Annotated in this window: 14 protein-coding genes; 8 read left to right on the top strand and 6 right to left on the bottom strand. The window is 72.6% G+C overall.

Annotated features, from left to right (window positions below; genetic code table 11):
- Positions 1-59 precede the first annotated feature (59 nt).
- The 4 genes from ABEA82_RS15735 to ABEA82_RS15720 are packed head-to-tail and all read left to right on the top strand — an operon-like array spanning position 60 to position 3,731.
- Complete coding sequence (locus ABEA82_RS15735) at positions 60-1,343, top strand: ABC transporter substrate-binding protein (protein ID WP_345662093.1); 1,284 nt, start codon at positions 60-62, stop codon at positions 1,341-1,343.
- Entirely contained in the window at positions 1,340-2,278 is a 939-nt protein-coding gene (locus tag ABEA82_RS15730) for a carbohydrate ABC transporter permease (RefSeq protein ID WP_345662092.1), read from the top strand. The genes ABEA82_RS15735 and ABEA82_RS15730 overlap by 4 nt, the downstream gene beginning before the upstream one ends.
- The gene (locus tag ABEA82_RS15725) at positions 2,275-3,135 is read left to right on the top strand and encodes a carbohydrate ABC transporter permease (protein WP_345662091.1); all 861 of its coding nucleotides are present in this window, start codon (positions 2,275-2,277) and stop codon (positions 3,133-3,135) included. Before ABEA82_RS15730 ends, ABEA82_RS15725 begins: the two co-directional genes overlap by 4 nt.
- A 5-nt stretch (positions 3,136-3,140) precedes the next feature.
- Positions 3,141-3,731, top strand: a complete 591-nt coding sequence (locus ABEA82_RS15720; RefSeq protein ID WP_345662090.1) for a hypothetical protein — start codon at positions 3,141-3,143, stop codon at positions 3,729-3,731.
- A gap of 327 nt (positions 3,732-4,058) precedes the next feature.
- Here ABEA82_RS15720 and ABEA82_RS15715 read toward each other — a convergent pair whose 3' ends face one another.
- Positions 4,059-4,760 carry a phosphatase PAP2 family protein gene (locus ABEA82_RS15715; protein ID WP_345662089.1) on the bottom strand — a complete coding sequence of 234 codons (702 nt, stop codon included), beginning with the start codon at positions 4,758-4,760 and terminating at the stop codon, positions 4,059-4,061.
- Positions 4,761-4,924: 164 nt separating this feature from the next.
- Between ABEA82_RS15715 and ABEA82_RS15710 the strand changes: the two genes are divergently transcribed.
- Entirely contained in the window at positions 4,925-5,581 is a 657-nt protein-coding gene (locus ABEA82_RS15710; RefSeq protein WP_345662088.1) for a class I SAM-dependent methyltransferase, read from the top strand.
- Between the two features lie 12 nt (positions 5,582-5,593).
- Here the strand turns inward: ABEA82_RS15710 and ABEA82_RS15705 are convergent, their stop codons facing one another.
- Positions 5,594-7,846 (bottom strand): heavy metal translocating P-type ATPase, encoded by a 2,253-nt coding sequence (locus ABEA82_RS15705; RefSeq protein ID WP_345662087.1) that lies wholly within the window; start codon positions 7,844-7,846, stop codon positions 5,594-5,596.
- 3 nt (positions 7,847-7,849) lie between these two features.
- A complete protein-coding gene (locus ABEA82_RS15700; protein ID WP_345662086.1) occupies positions 7,850-8,062 on the bottom strand; it encodes a heavy-metal-associated domain-containing protein in 213 nt (70 codons plus the stop codon).
- 204 nt (positions 8,063-8,266) lie between these two features.
- On the opposite strand from ABEA82_RS15700, the gene ABEA82_RS15695 reads away from it, so the two are divergent.
- Positions 8,267-9,229 carry a hypothetical protein gene (locus ABEA82_RS15695; RefSeq protein ID WP_345662085.1) on the top strand — a complete coding sequence of 321 codons (963 nt, stop codon included), beginning with the start codon at positions 8,267-8,269 and terminating at the stop codon, positions 9,227-9,229.
- Positions 9,230-9,232: 3 nt separating this feature from the next.
- On the opposite strand, the gene ABEA82_RS15690 is transcribed toward ABEA82_RS15695, so the two are convergent.
- Both ABEA82_RS15690 and ABEA82_RS15685 read right to left on the bottom strand, forming a co-directional pair.
- Positions 9,233-11,068 carry a glycoside hydrolase family 15 protein gene (locus ABEA82_RS15690; RefSeq protein ID WP_345662084.1) on the bottom strand — a complete coding sequence of 612 codons (1,836 nt, stop codon included), beginning with the start codon at positions 11,066-11,068 and terminating at the stop codon, positions 9,233-9,235.
- A gap of 64 nt (positions 11,069-11,132) precedes the next feature.
- The gene (locus ABEA82_RS15685; protein WP_345662083.1) at positions 11,133-11,912 is read right to left on the bottom strand and encodes a DeoR/GlpR family DNA-binding transcription regulator; all 780 of its coding nucleotides are present in this window, start codon (positions 11,910-11,912) and stop codon (positions 11,133-11,135) included.
- Positions 11,913-12,028: 116 nt separating this feature from the next.
- On the opposite strand from ABEA82_RS15685, the gene ABEA82_RS15680 reads away from it, so the two are divergent.
- Complete coding sequence (locus tag ABEA82_RS15680; protein ID WP_345662082.1) at positions 12,029-12,910, top strand: SIS domain-containing protein; 882 nt, start codon at positions 12,029-12,031, stop codon at positions 12,908-12,910.
- A 20-nt stretch (positions 12,911-12,930) separates the two neighbouring features.
- Entirely contained in the window at positions 12,931-13,791 is an 861-nt protein-coding gene (locus tag ABEA82_RS15675) for a class II fructose-bisphosphate aldolase (RefSeq protein WP_345662081.1), read from the top strand.
- Here ABEA82_RS15675 and ABEA82_RS15670 read toward each other — a convergent pair.
- On the bottom strand, positions 13,781-14,926 hold the full coding sequence (locus tag ABEA82_RS15670; RefSeq protein ID WP_345662080.1) for a methyltransferase: 1,146 nt from the start codon (positions 14,924-14,926) through the stop codon (positions 13,781-13,783). The genes ABEA82_RS15675 and ABEA82_RS15670 overlap by 11 nt on opposite strands.
- Between the last annotated feature and the right edge of the window lie 52 nt (positions 14,927-14,978).

Raw genomic sequence — 14,978 nt, 5'->3', positions numbered from 1 at the left:
GGGCGAGAGGGATCTGAGGGGGGCTCAACCGATACTCCGAGGAGAGGAGTGACCTCGGCATGCCCGGACACAGGACAAAGGGGTTCTGCGCGTCGGCCGCCGCACTGGCACTGTGTGCCGTGCTGGCGGGCTGCGGAGGATCCGGGGAGTCCGCCGGCGGCGGCAAGGTCGTGCTGCGCTACACGTGGTGGGGCAACCCCGACCGCGCGGAACGCACCGAGCAGGCCGTCGCGCTGTTCGAGAAACAGCACCCGGACATCGACGTCACGACGTCGTTCTCCGGCTACGACGCCTACAAACAGAAACTCGCGACCCAGGCCGCCGGCGGTGACGCCCCGGACGTCATGCAGCTGGACTACCGCCAGATCGACCAGTACGCCTCCGGCGGCGTCCTGCTCGACCTGGCGAAGCAGAAGTCCGCTCTGCGCACCTCCGAGATCGACCAGGGGCTGCTCGCCACCGGCCGCGTGGACGGCCTCCAGTACGCGATCCCGCAGGGACAGGGCACCGAGACCGTTGTCTACGACGTCGAGGCCTGGAAGAAGTCGGGCGTGCCGCTGCCCGGCGAGAGCTGGACGTGGAGCCGGTGGGCCGAGGCGATGCGCGCGCTCGCGAAGAAGACCGGCAGGCCCGGCGGCACCGACCCCGGCCAGAGCGAGGACGCCTTCGAGGTCTGGCTTCGAGGCCAGGGCAAGTCCCTCTACACGAAGGACGGCGGCCTCGGCTTCACCGCCGACGACCTCACCCGCTGGTGGACCTTCACCGACCGGCTGCGCCGCGAGGGCGCGGTCTCGCCCGCCGAGCAGACCACCCAGCTCGACGGCTCGGTGGAGAACACCCCGCTCGGGCGCGGCAAGGCGACGTCCGACGTCAACTGGGACGCCCCGGCGAGCGGTTACCTCGCCCTCGTCCCGACCGGCGTCGCCCTCGCCCCGATGCCCTCCGGCGAGGACGGAGCCCCCGGCCAGTACTTCAAGCCGTCCATGTTCCTCGGCGTCTCCGCCAACACCGGCCACCCGAAGGAGGCGGCGCAGCTCGTCGACTTCATGATCAACGACCGGCAGGCCGCGAAGATCCTCGGCGCGAGCCGCAGCATGCCCGTCAACGAGATCATCCGCGACGAGATCGGGCCGCGACTGACGGACTTCGACAAGACCATCGCGGACTTCCAGGAGTCCCTCGACGGCAAGCTCGAGGACCCGCCCCAGGCGCCCCCCTCGGGCGACAACGCCCTGCAGAGCACCTTCCAGCGCGACTACGACCAGGTGTCCTACGAGCGCATGTCGCCCCGTGAGGCGGCCGAGAACTACGTCACCGAGGCGAAGGCGGAGCTGAGGTCATGACCACCACCGCGATCCCGCCGGAGGCCCAGCGCGCCCCGGCCGCCGCCCCCCGGCGCCGCCCCAAGCGTGAACGCGAAGGCGCCGCCTGGGTGTTCCTGTCCCCCTGGGTGCTCGGCGCGATCGTCCTGACGCTGCTGCCGATGGCCGTTTCGCTGTACCTGTCGTTCACGGACTACGACCTGTTCAACCCGCCGCGGTGGGTGGGCCTGCGCAACTACACGCAGATGTTCACCGAGGACCCGCGCTACTGGCGCTCGGTCGTGACGACCCTGACGTACGTCGTGATCGCCGTACCCCTGCAACTGGCGCTCGCCCTCCTCGTCGCCCTCGCCCTGAAGGGCATGAAACGCGGCAAGGCCTTCTACCGCTCCGCCTTCTACGCGCCCTCGCTGCTCGGCGCGTCGATGTCCATCGCCCTCGTCTGGCGGGCCGTCTTCAACGACGGCGGCCCGGTGGACAACCTCTTCGGCACCGGCGGCTGGGTCAACAAGCCCGGCTGGGCGCTGCTCGCCGTCGCCCTGCTGACGGTGTGGCAGTTCGGCGCGCCGATGGTCATCTTCCTCGCCGGACTCCAGCAGATCCCCGCCGAGCTCTACGAGGCGGCGGCCGTGGACGGGGCCACGAAGTGGCGGCAGTTCCTGTCGGTCACCGTGCCGATGCTGTCCCCGGTGCTCTTCTTCAACCTGGTCCTCCAGACCATCCAGGCCTTCCAGGTGTTCACGCCCTCCTTCGCGGTCAGCGCGGGCAAGGGCGGGCCCGCGGACTCGACCCTCGTCTACACCATGTACCTGTACGACCGCGGCTTCGTCGCCTCCCACATGGGCTACGCCTCCGCCATGGCCTGGGTGCTGCTCGCCGTGATCGGCGTCGTCACGGCGGTGCTGTTCCGCACCTCGCGCTCCTGGGTCTTCTACGCCTCCGAGGGGGACCGATGACCTCGACCGCCCTTTCCCACAAGCCGGTTCGCCGGGGCCGGATCGCCGTGCACCTCGGCTGTCTGGTCGCGCTGCTGGTCATGCTGTACCCGCTGGCGTGGCTGCTGGCCACCTCGCTCAAGCCCGCCGACGAGGTCATCGCGAGCCTGAACCTGCTGCCCGGCCACCTGGAGTGGTCGAACTACTCCACCGCCCTGGAGGGCGTCAACGACGTCTCCATCTGGCGGCTGCTCGGCAACTCCCTGCTGATCGCGGGCGGCGCCGTCCTCGGCAACGTCCTCAGCTGCTCGCTCGCCGCCTACGCCTTCGCCCGCCTCAGGTTCCGCTTCCGCGGGCCGCTGTTCGCCTTCATGATCGCCACGATCATGCTCCCGCACCACGCGGTGCTGATCCCGCAGTACATCATCTTCAACCAGCTGGGCCTGGTGAACACCTACTGGCCGCTGATCCTGCCGAAGTTCCTCGCCACCGAGGCGTTCTTCGTCTTCCTCATCGTGCAGTTCATGCGCGGACTGCCGCGCGAACTGGAGGAGGCGGCCCGCATCGACGGCTGCGGCCCCTTCCGCAGCTTCTTCCAGGTCGTCCTGCCCCTCACCCGGCCGGCCCTGATCACCACCGCCATCTTCACGTTCATCTGGACCTGGAACGACTTCTTCACCCAGCTCATCTACCTCTTCGACCCGGACAAGTTCACGCTGACGCTCGCCCTGCGCTCTTTCGTGGACGCCTCCAGCACCTCCGCGTTCGGCCCGATGTTCGCCCTGTCCGTCATCGCGCTGCTGCCGATCGTGCTGTTCTTCCTCGCCTTCCAGCGGTTCCTGGTGGAGGGCATGGCCAGTTCCGGAGTCAAGGGGTGAGCGGGATGCGCACACGCGAGGCCGGCGAGGTCTTCGGGCCGCGCATGGCCCTGTTCGCCGACGTGCTGAGCGTCGGTCTGGCCACGTCGCTGGCGTGCCTGCCGCTGGTCACCGCACCGGCCGCGTTGTCGACGGCGTGCGCCGTCCTGCGCGGGGCCGGACAGGACCGGCCCGTCACGGCGGGACGGTACTTCGCCCTGCTGCGCCAGCGCCTGCGCGCCGGTGACCTGGTCGCCGGGGCCGTCGCCCTTGCCGGGCTGCTGCTGTTCGCCGCGGACCTGGCGCTCGCCGGGGCCGGGCTGCCCGGGGCGACGGTGTTCGCGGTGACCGCCGCCGCCATCGCCGCCTGCGCGGCGGCCGTCGGCCTGCGGGCCTGCGCACGCCCCGAGTCGCTCACCGACTGGCGGGCGGCGGTACGCGAAGCGGCCCGGGACGCCGTGGCGGACGTGGGCGGCAGCGGCCTCGTCCTGCTCGCCGTCGCGACGGCCGCGCTGTGCGCCTGGATGCTGCTGCCCCTGGCCTTCCTCGCTCCGGGGCCGCTGGCCCTGGCACTCACGGCTGTCGACGTGCGCCGCTCGGCTGCCGCTCTCCGGTGAGTTCCGTGCATCACATGAAACGGCGCAACGCCAACGACCCGAAGGAGGCGCTCCTTCGGGAACGTCGCATGCGCTCAACGCCCTTGGCCGACGCTTCGTCGCCGCAGTCGGCCACCACGGGCGGTGAGTGAGACAGAGCCAGGACCAAGCGGCTCGCCGAGGTTGTTCCTCGGCGAGCCGCCGTGTTTCGTGAGACCTGTGGCTGATGGCTCGTCAGTGCGGGCACGCCGTACCGGGGCGGTGGCTCCGAATCCGGCCGACCCGCGGCGCACGCGCGTGTGGAAACGGCCGGCCGGCAGCCCCGCGTACGGCGATGCCGCCCGCGGCTCAGCCGCGCACCAGGCCGCCGATCCTGATCCGCGGCCACGACCGGGCCGCCGCGAGCAGCGCCTGGGTCCGCGCCGAGGGAGTGGCCGCTGCCGCCGCCAGCGCCGCCGCGGCGCTCGCGATGCCGAGGACCGCGCCCGCGGCCACGTCGCCCGGGTAGTGCACGCCCGTGTGGACCCGGGAGTAGCCGACGGCGCTCGCCAGTGCGCCGAGCGGCACCGCCGCCGGGGGCAGGACCACGCCGACGGCGGTGGCGAACGCGACCGCCGACGCGGTGTGCCCGGACGGGAACGAGGCCGACGTCGGCATGGGCACATGCCGGTCCACCGTCACCCGGGCCGCCTCCCGGTCCGGCCGGGCCCGGCGCACCAGGCGCTTGCCGAGCAGGTTGGCCGAGGCCGATGCCACGGCGATCGCCCCGACACCGGCGATCGCGGCCCGGCGCGGGCGCTTCCCGGCCAGCGCCAGGGCGGCGGCGATACCGAACGAGATCTTGGAGTGGTCGGCGGCATGGGACAGGTGGCGCAACGTCCGGTCGAGGGTGGGCGTGGGGGTGGCGGCCACCGCCGCGTACAGGGCGCCGTCCACGGCCCTGAGATCGCCGAGCACGGCACCCAGGAGCCTGCCGGGTCCGCCGGTGGGCTTCCCGCCGCTCGGGAGCGGACGGGGGGCGTCCGCGTCTGTGGTCGTCGGATCGGTCATGTGCTTCTCCCCGCAGTGGCCTTCCTCAGCAAGGTACCGGGACGCGCCGGGCGCACGCTCGGCGCCCCCGCGGGCCGGTACCTCCCGAGTGCCCAGGCGGCGGTCGGCCATCCTGGTGAGCCGGGGCAGGGCGACCCGGTGACCGCATCTGATGGACTGGGCGCATGACGCTCCTGCCACGCCGGGCCCCGCGTGCTCTCGATCGTTTCCACGCCGACCGCCCCTGGGACCACAACGCCCACTTCCACCGCTGGATCCTGCGGCAACTGCCCGCACGGGTGGGCAGTGCCCTGGACGTGGGATGCGGCACCGGCGACCTCGCCCGGCTGCTGGCCGCCCGGGCCGAGCGCGTCCAGGGCGTCGACGCCGACCCGGTGATCACGGCCCGGGCACGGGAGCTGACCCCGGCGGCGACCCCGGTGACGTACACGGTGGCCGAGGCGCCGGGCGGGCTTTCCGACGGTCCGTACGACGTCATCACCTGCGTGGCGGTGCTCCACCATCTGCCGTTCACCGAGGCCCTGCGGGCCTTCCGCGACCGGCTGGCCCCCGGCGGCATCCTGGTGGTCGTCGGTGTCTGCCGGGAGGGGACGCCCGCCGACCGTCTGCTCGGGGTCGCGTCGATCCCGCTGAACATCGGCATGGCGCTGCTGAAGAACCGGGGCCGCCCGGCGCCCCGCCCGGTCTCGATGACCGCGCGCACGAGCCCCGCGGACATGACCTTCCCCGAGGTCGTCCGCGAGGCCCGTGCCGTCCTGCCCGGCGCCCGCCTGCGCCGCCGTCTGTTCTGGCGCTACACCCTGGTCTGGCACCTTCGCTGATCGGCTGTCGCTTCAGCCGGCCGCGCGGAAGGTGCGCAGCCGCAGCGAGTTGCCGACGACGAAGACCGAGGAGAAGGCCATGGCCGCCCCGGCGATCATCGGGGTGAGCAGGCCGGCGGCGGCCAGCGGCAGGGCCGCCACGTTGTAGGCGAACGCCCAGAACAGGTTCGAGCGGATGGTGCCGAGGGTACGGCGGGCGAGGCGGATGGCGTCCGCCGCGGCCCGCAGGTCGCCCCGCACGAGGGTGAGGTCGCCCGCCTCGATGGCGGCGTCCGTGCCGGTGCCCATCGCCAGACCGAGATCGGCCTGCGCGAGGGCCGCCGCGTCGTTCACCCCGTCGCCGACCATCGCGACCGAACGGCCCTGAGCCTGCAACCGCTTGACGACCTCGACCTTGTCCTGCGGCAGAACCTCGGCGACGACGTCCTCCGCGGCGATGCCGACCTCACGGGCGACGGACCGGGCCACCGCCTCGTTGTCGCCGGTCAGGAGAATCGGGGTCAGCCCGAGGGCGCGCAGCCGGCGGATCGCCTCGGCGCTGGTCTCCTTCACCGCGTCGGCGACCTCCAGCACCGCCCGAGCCTCGCCGTCCCACGCGACCGCGATGGCCGTGCGCCCGGCCTCCTCGGCCGCCGCCCTGGCCCGGGCCGGCCCCTCCGGCAGCTCCATCGCCCAGTCGGCCAGCAGCCGCTCCCGGCCGACGAGCACCGCGTGCCCCTCGACGATGCCCCGTACCCCGAGTCCGGGCACGTTGGCGAAGTCCTCGGGCGTGGGCAGCGCGCCCAGCTTCTCCAGCGCCCCGTCTGCGACGGCACGGGCGATCGGGTGCTCGGAGGAGTGCTCCAGCGCCCCCGCCAGCCGCAGCACCTCGGCCTCGTCGGTGCCGTCGGCGGTGTGCACGGCCAGCAGGGTCATCCGGCCGGTGGTGACGGTGCCGGTCTTGTCGAGGACGACGGTGTCGACGCGGCGCGTGGACTCCAGCACCTCCGGGCCCTTGATGAGGATGCCGAGCTGGGCGCCCCGCCCGGTGCCGACCATGAGCGCGGTCGGAGTGGCCAGGCCGAGGGCGCAGGGGCAGGCGATGACGAGGACGGCGACCGCGGCGGTGAACGCGGCCGTCAGTCCCACGCCGTTGCCGAGCCAGAAGCCCAGCGTGGCCAGGGCGAGGGCGATCACGACGGGCACGAACACGGCGGAGATCCGGTCCGCGAGCCGCTGTGCGGCGGCCTTGCCGTTCTGCGCGTCCTCCACCAGCCGGGCCATCCGGGCCAGTTGGGTGTCGGCCCCGACCCGCGTGGCGCGCACGACGAGCCGGCCGCCGACGTTGATCGTGGCGCCGGTGACCGGGTCCCCCGTGCCCACCTCCACCGGCACGGACTCACCGGTGAGCATCGAGGCGTCCACGGCGGACGAACCCTCGACGACGGTTCCGTCGGTGGCGATCTTCTCTCCGGGGCGCACCAGGAACCGGTCACCGACCCGCAACTCCGCGACCGGGACGGTCTGTTCGCGCCCGTCGGCGCGCAGCACGGTGACGTCCTTCGCGCCCAGCTCCAGCAGCGCCCGCAGCGCCGCGCCCGCCTTGCGCTTGGCCCGGGCCTCGAAGTACCGCCCGGCCAGGATGAAGGCGGTCACGCCCGCGGCGGCCTCCAGGTAGATGTTCCCGGCGCCGTCCGTGCGCTGGATGGTCAGCTCGAAGGGGTGGGTCATCCCCGGTGTGCCCGCGGTGCCGAAGAACAGCGCCCACAGCGACCAGAGGAACGCGGCCGAGGTGCCCACCGAGATCAGCGTGTCCATGGTGGCGGCGCCGTGCCGGGCGTTGGTGAACGCCGCCTTGTGGAAGGGCCACGCCGCGTACGTCACGACGGGCGCGGCCAGCGTCAGCGACAGCCACTGCCAGTACTCGAACTGCAGCGCGGGGATCATGGCCATGGCCACGACGGGGACCGCCAGCACCACGGCCGTGACCAGGCGCTCACGCAGCGGCCGCAGTTCGTCGGCCTCTGCGGCGGGCTCGTCGGACGCCTCGGGAGGCGCGGGCTCCTGGGCGGTGTACCCGGTCGCCTCGACGGTGGCGATGAGATCGCCGACGGAGAGGTCGCCCGAGTAGCTGACCTTCGCCTTCTCGGTGGCGTAGTTGACGGTGGCGGTGACCCCGTCCATGCGGTTGAGCTTCTTCTCGATGCGCGCCGCGCACGAGGCGCAGGTCATGCCTCCGATGGCGAGTTCCACCTCGGCGGCGGTGCCGGTCGCACTGGTGGTCATGGCTCACACCCTCCCGGTCAGTTCGTAGCCGGCCTCGTCGACGACCGCGGTGATCTCGGTGTCGTCGGGCTCGGTGGCGGTGGTCACGGTGACGCGGCCGGTCGCGAGATCGACCTCGACGCCGCTGACGCTGTCCAGCTCGCCGATGGCCTCGGTCAGCGTGGCCTTGCAGTGGCCGCAGGACATTCCGGAGACGGCGTAGGTGGTGGCGGGCATCGGTGCCTCCTCTGTGAGACGCAGACATATGGGCGATGCGGATACGGGCCGGGGGTATCTCCTCGGCGACATCATATATACCCCCTAGGGGTATAGGATGCAAGCGTCAAGGCAGCTTGACTCGATACCCCTAGGGGGTATGGTGAGCTGCGTGGAGGCCCCGCAGTCGAGTGGGAGCCCCAGTTTCCGAAGGGGACGTCGGCCATGAACACCGGACTCAAGATCACGACCTTCGCCGCCGCTCTGGCCGCGACCTTCACCGCGGCGTACGGCGTCGGCCGGGGCATCGACCCCGTCGTCGCCGACAGCCCGCCGAAGCACCAGGACGAGCACACCCGGCCCTCGCCCCGGCCGGAGGAAGGCGGCGGCCACACCGGACACGAGACACCCCCGGCCGGTGGACTCCAGATATCCGAGGACGGCTACTCCCTCGACCTCCGGACCCCGCGCGTCACCGCCGGGAAGCGCACCGACCTGCGCTTCACGATCCGGGACAGCGGCGGCCGCGCCGTCACCGCCTACCAGCGCGAACACGACAAGGAACTCCACCTCGTCGTGGCCTCACGCGACCTGGTCACCTACCGCCATCTGCACCCCACCCGCGCGGCCGACGGCACCTGGAGCATCCCCGTCGACCTGCCCCGCGCGGGCGGCTACCGCGTCTTCGCCGACTTCACCCCGGCGAAGAAGGACGCCCGCAACCTCACCCTCGGCGCGGACCTCGCCGCCTCCGGCCCCTACCGGCCGAAGAAACTCCCGCCGGCGAGCACCACGGCCGAGACCAACGGCTACGAGGTCGAACTGGCCGGCGCCCTGCGCCCCGGCAAGGCGAGCGAACTGAAACTGAAGGTCTCCCGCGCCGGCGAGCCCGTCACCGACCTCCAGCCCTACCTCGGCGCCTACGGCCACCTGGTGGCCCTGCGCTCCGGCGACCTCGCCTACCTCCACGTCCACCCGAACGGCGAACCCGGGGACGGAAGGACCAGGCCCGGCCCGGACATCTCCTTCACCGCCACGGCCCCCAGCGCGGGCTCCTACCGGCTCTTCCTCGACTTCAAGCACGGCGGAAAGGTCCACACGGCGGCCTTCACCGTCCGGGCCGGCGGGGCGACGGCCGCCGAGCCGGGTACCCCCCAGGGGCACCCGGAGGGCGGTCACGGGCACTGAGTCTCAGCCGAGCGCCCGGTCCAGGTTGAAAGCCGCGCTGATCAGGGCGAGATGCGTGAACGCCTGCGGGAAGTTGCCCTGCTGCTGCCCGGTGTGGCTGATCTCCTCGGCGAACAGGCCGAGATGGTTGGCGTACGTCAGCATCTTCTCGAAAGCGAGGCGCGCCTCGTCGATCCGGCCGGCGTGCACCATGGCCTCGACGTACCAGAACGAGCAGATGGAGAACGTGCCCTCGTCACCGTGCAGCCCGTCCGGGCTGGACTGCGGGTCGTAGCGGTAGACCAGCGAGTCGGAGACCAGCTCCTCGGTGAGCGCGTCCAGCGTCGACAGCCACTTGGGGTCGGTCGGCGCGATGAACTTCGTCAGCGGCATCATCAGCACGGCAGCGTCCAGCACGTCGCCGTCCTCGTGCTGGACGAAGGCCCGGCGCGCCTCGGACCAGCCCCGGCTCATGATCCGCCGGTAGATCGTGTCGCGGCACTCCCGCCAGTGCCGCAGGTCGGCCGGCAGACCGCGCCGGTTGGCCATGCGGATGGCCCGCTCGATCGCCACCCAGCACATCAGCCGCGAATACAGGAAGTTCTTGCGGCCGCCCCGGGTCTCCCAGATGCCCTCGTCGGGCTGGTCCCAGTGCGCGCACACCCAGTCCACCAGCGCGCACACGTCGTCCCACTGGTCGCTGGAGATGGGCTGGGCCCACTTGTCGTAGAGGTAGATGGAGTCGATCAGCGCGCCGTAGATGTCGAGCTGGAGCTGGTCCGCCGCCGCGTTGCCGACCCGGACCGGCGCCGAGCCCTGGTGGCCCTCCAGGTGATCGAGGGTCCTCTCGGGCAGCTCGGTGCGGCCGTCGATGCCGTACATGATCTGCAGCGGGCCGGAGACCGTGCCGTCGCCCGGGCTGATGTGCCGGGTCACGAACCGCATGAACGCCTCGGCCTCGCCCGTGAAGCCCAGCCGCAGCAGGGCGTAGACGCAGAAGGCCGCGTCGCGCACCCACACGTACCGGTAGTCCCAGTTGCGTTCGCCGCCGAGCCGCTCGGGCAGGCTCGTCGTCGGCGCGGCCACGATCGCGCCGGTCGGGGCATAGGTGAGCAGCTTCAGCGTCAGGGCCGACCGGTGGACCATCTCCCGCCAGCGGCCCTTGTACCGGGACGCCGACAGCCAGCGCCGCCAGTACGCCACCGTCGCCGCGAACTGCTCCTCCGCCTCGGTGCGTGCGCACCGGCGGGGCGTCACGTCGCCGCCGACCTTGTCCAGCGCGAACACCGCCGACTCGCCCTCGGAGAGCTTGAAATCCCCGCGCACGTCAGGCCCGGCGGTCTCCAGCGGCACCGTCGCCGTCAACGCCAGCGCCATCCCGTCGGTCTCGAAGACCGCCGTGTCACCCGTCAGCCGAACGGTGTGCGGCCGGGCCCCGTAGTCGAACCGGGGAGCGACCCGGGTGCGGAACGGGATCGAGCCGCGCACGCACACCACCCGGCGGATCAGCCGGTGCCGCTCGGCCTCCGCCGGCTCGCCGTCGAGCGGCATGAAGTCCTGCACCTCGCCCACGCCGTCCTCGGTGAAGAACCGGGTGATCAGGACGTTGGTGTCGGGGAAGTAGAACTGCTTGGTCCGGGCCGGCACCGTGGCCGCCAGTTCGAAGCAGCCGCCGCGCTCCGCGTCCAGGACCGAGGCGAACACGCTCGGCGCGTCGAAGGCCGGACAGCAGTACCAGTCGATCGTGCCGTCCGTCCCCACCAGGGCCACGCTGCGCAGATCACCGATCAGCCCGTGCTCGGCGATCGGCAGATACCGCAGGCCGCCCGGCACGTCGTGGTCCGCCGCTGGTCCGCCCATGACAGCCTCCCTGGCCCGGCACGTGCCTCAGCCCCAGCCTAGAACCGCCGGCGGGCCGCCGCCGTCAGACGGTGACCACCCGCAGCCCGGCCTCCTCGAAGCTCCGCACCGTCCGAGCGTCGGCAGCCGTGTCCGTGACCAGCGTGTCCACCGCCTCGGCCGCGCAGATGCGGGCGAACGCCCGCTGCCCCAGCTTGCTGGAATCGGCGGCCACCACCACCCGCTCCGCGCGCTCGCACAGCAGCCGGTTGATCGCCGCCTCGGCCTCGTCGTGCGCCGCCGCCCCGTGCGTCACGTCGAAGGCGACGACGCCGAGCACCGCCACGTCGACGGTGATCTGCCCGAGCACGCCGTCCGCGAGCGGGCCGACCAGCTCGTACGACTGGGCGCGGGCCACCCCGCCGGTCAGCACGATCTTGAACTGGGGTCGAACGGCCAGCTCGCTCGCGATGTTCAGCGCGTTCGTCACCACGGTCAGCGCGGGCGACCCGGACGCCAGGTCCCCGCGCACGGCCAGGGCCCGCGCCACCTCCGTGGTCGTCGTGCCGCCGGTCAGCCCGACTGCCTCACCCGGCGCGACCAGGTCCGCCACCGCCTTCGCGATGCGCTGTTTCTCGGAGGCGTGCCGGGCCGTCTTGTAGCGCAGCGGCAGCTCGTACGACACGCCGTGCACCACCGCGCCACCCCGCGTGCGCACCAGCATCTGCTGCTCGGCGAGCCCGTCGAAGTCGCGGCGGATCGTCGCCGCCGACACCCCGAGCTCCGCCGCCGCCTCCTCGACGTCCAGCCGGCCGCGCTCCACGAGCAGTTCCAGCAGCGCCTTCCAGCGGGCGTCGCGCGACATCCGCACCTCCACCTCTCGATCTCCGGCGACCCTAGCGCACCCGATCCGGTCGAATGCTTGATGATGCTCGAAAGCTGGCGCTATCTTGCAGAAACAATCAGAGCGGAGGATGCGGCATGACGCATGTCGAGGACGAGCTGATCAGCCAGCCCGAGTGCTGGGCACGCGCCGCGGCGGAGGCGGGGCGGTGCGCCGAGGCGCTGCCGGCGCCGGGGGAGCGGGTGGCGCTCGTCGGCTGCGGCACCTCGTACTTCATGGCGCAGGCGGCCGCGGCCCTGCGCGAGGGGGCGGGCCAGGGCGAGACGGACGCGTTCGCCGCCTCGGAGTTCCCGCACGGCCGCGACTACGACCGGGTCGTCGCCCTCACCCGCTCCGGCACCACGACCGAAGTCCTCGACCTGCTCGGCCGGTTGAAGGGCCGCACCCGCACCACCGCGATCACCGCCGACCCGCACACACCGGTGACGGCGGCCGCCGACGACCTCGCCGTCCTGGACTTCGCCGACGAACGCTCGGTCGTCCAGACCAGGTTCGCCACCACGGCCCTCACCCTGCTCCGCGCCCATCTGGGCCTCCACCCCGACGCCGCCGTCACCGACGCGGGCACCGCCCTGACGGAACCCCTGCCCGAAGGGCTCGCGGAATGCGCCCAGTTCACCTTCCTGGGACGCGGCTGGACCGTCGGCCTGGCCCACGAGGCCGGGCTGAAGATGCGCGAGGCCGCACTGGCCTGGGCGGAGTCCTACCCGGCGATGGAGTACCGGCACGGGCCCATCAGCGTCACCACGAGCGGAACCGCGACCTGGATGCTCGGAGCGGCGCCCGAGGGGCTGGCGGAACAGGTGCGGTCCACGGGCGGGACGTGGATCGAGGGGCGGCTCGACCCCCTCGCCGAACTGGTCCGCGCCCAGCGCCTCGCCGTCGCCGTCGCCGCGTCCCGCGGCCTCGACCCCGACAGCCCCCGCCACCTGACGCGCTCGGTGATCCTCGCGCCCTGACCCTCGACCCTGGAGACACCGTGCCCCTCACCACCACCGGCGAGCTCGTCACCCGCGCCTCCGCCGCACGTGCGGCCGTCGCCTCGTTCAACGTCATCACCCTGGAACACGTCGAGGCCGTCATCGCCGGCGCCGAGTCCGTGACCGCCCCCGTCGTCCTCCAGGTCAGTGAGAACGCGGTCAGGTTCCGCGGCGGACACCTGCTCCCGCTCGCCCGCGCGGCCGTCGCCGCCGCCGAACGCGCCGCCGTACCGGTCGCGTTGCACCTCGACCACGTGCAGAGCGAAACGCTGCTGCACCAGGCCGCCGACGCCGGCTTCAGCTCCGTGATGTACGACGCGGCCCGGCTGCCCTACGCGGAGAACCTCGCCGCGACCCGGGCGGCCGTCGACTGGGCGCACGCCCGAGGACTGTGGATCGAGGCCGAGTTGGGCCAGATCGGCGGCAAGAACGGCAGACCCCCGCTGGACGCCCACGCCCCGGGCGCCCGCACCGACCCCGACGAGGCCCGGGACTTCGTCGCCGACTCCGGCGTGGACGCCCTGGCGGTCGCCATCGGCAGCGCCCACGCCATGACCACCCGCACCGCCACCCTCGACCACGCCCTCCTCAAACAGCTGTCCGCCGCACTGGACGTCCCGCTCGTCCTGCACGGCTCCTCCGGCGTCCCGGACGGCGAACTCACGGCGGCGGTCGCGGGCGGCATCACCAAGGTCAACATCGGCACCGCCCTGAACATCGCGCTGACCGGCGCGATCCGCGACCACCTCGCCGACCACCCCGAGGCGGTCGACCCGCGCGGCTACCTGACGGTGGCGCGGGAGGCCATGACCCGGACGGTGGCGCGGACCCTCCAGGTGCTCGGCGCGACTACCGCTTGACGGCCTTCAGCACCACGAACTTCCGGTCGCCCGCCACCAGTTGACAGTTGCCGAACAGCCGCCGCAGCTTCACGTGGTAGCCCAGATGCCGGTTGCCGACCACCCACAGCTCACCACCCGGCCGCAGCGTGCGCCGCGCCCCGGTGAACATCCGCCGGGCCGTGGCGTCCGTCGTCGCCTGATGGGAGTGGAACGGCGGGTTGTTGAGGACCAGGTCGACACTGCCGGAGGGCACGCCCGCCAGCCCGTCGCCCACCCGGAACTCGGCGTGCCCCGGCACCCCGTTCGCCTTGTACGTCGCCTCAGCCGAGGCCACCGCCTGGAACGACTCGTCCACGAACAGCACCTCGGCCGCCGGGTCGGCCAGCGCCACCGCCGTACCGACCACGCCGTTGCCGCAGCCCAGGTCCACCACCCGCCGGCCGCCCCCGCCGCCCGGCAGATGCCGCAGGAAGAACCGGGTGCCGATGTCGAGCCGGTCCGCGCAGAAGACCCCCGCGTGGTTGACGACGGTGCCACCCGCCGCCGGGCCGATGTCGTCGGGGAGCGTGTACACGTACGGCCACGGACTGGCGGGCCGCTCCAGGGCGGGATCCGGCGTGCAGAAGATCAGCCGGGCCTTCTTGACGGCGAGCGAGGTGCGGGTCGGGCCGAGGATCCGCTCGAACAGCCGGAGCGTCGAGGTGTGGATCTCTTTGACCATCCCCGTACCGACGACGACCGTCCCCGCGTGCACCGCCGGCGCCAGCCGCAGCAACTGGTCCTCCAGCAGCGCCAGGCTCTTCGGCACCCGCACCAGCAGCACGTCGATCCGCTCCGGCGGCGGATCCTGCGTGGTGAGCAGCCGCACCGCACCGGGCTCCGCCCCGGCCCGCGCCAGATTCGCCCGGGTCGCCTCCTGCGCCAGGTACGAGTCGGTGATCTGCGCCGGCCGGTGCGCAGCCAGCGCCGTGGCCAGCGCGCCCCAGCGGTCCCCGACGACCACCACCGTCCCCGACAGCGGGACCCGCTCCTCGGCCAGATGCCCCAGCAGATACTCGTCGGAGGCGTCCCAGGCACGCAGCCTGTCGCGCGGATCCTCGGGAAAACGGCTCAGCGCGAGCTCGCCCCACGGCGTCGTCATACGGTCGTCCATCGTGCGTCAAGGCTAGCCGAGCCGCAGCTCACCACCGGTGGGGGAGGATGGG

Source organism: Streptomyces venetus (genome assembly GCF_039540295.1).
Lineage (GTDB): Bacteria > Actinomycetota > Actinomycetes > Streptomycetales > Streptomycetaceae > Streptomyces > Streptomyces venetus.
This window is presented reverse-complemented; position numbering and strand designations above follow the sequence as displayed.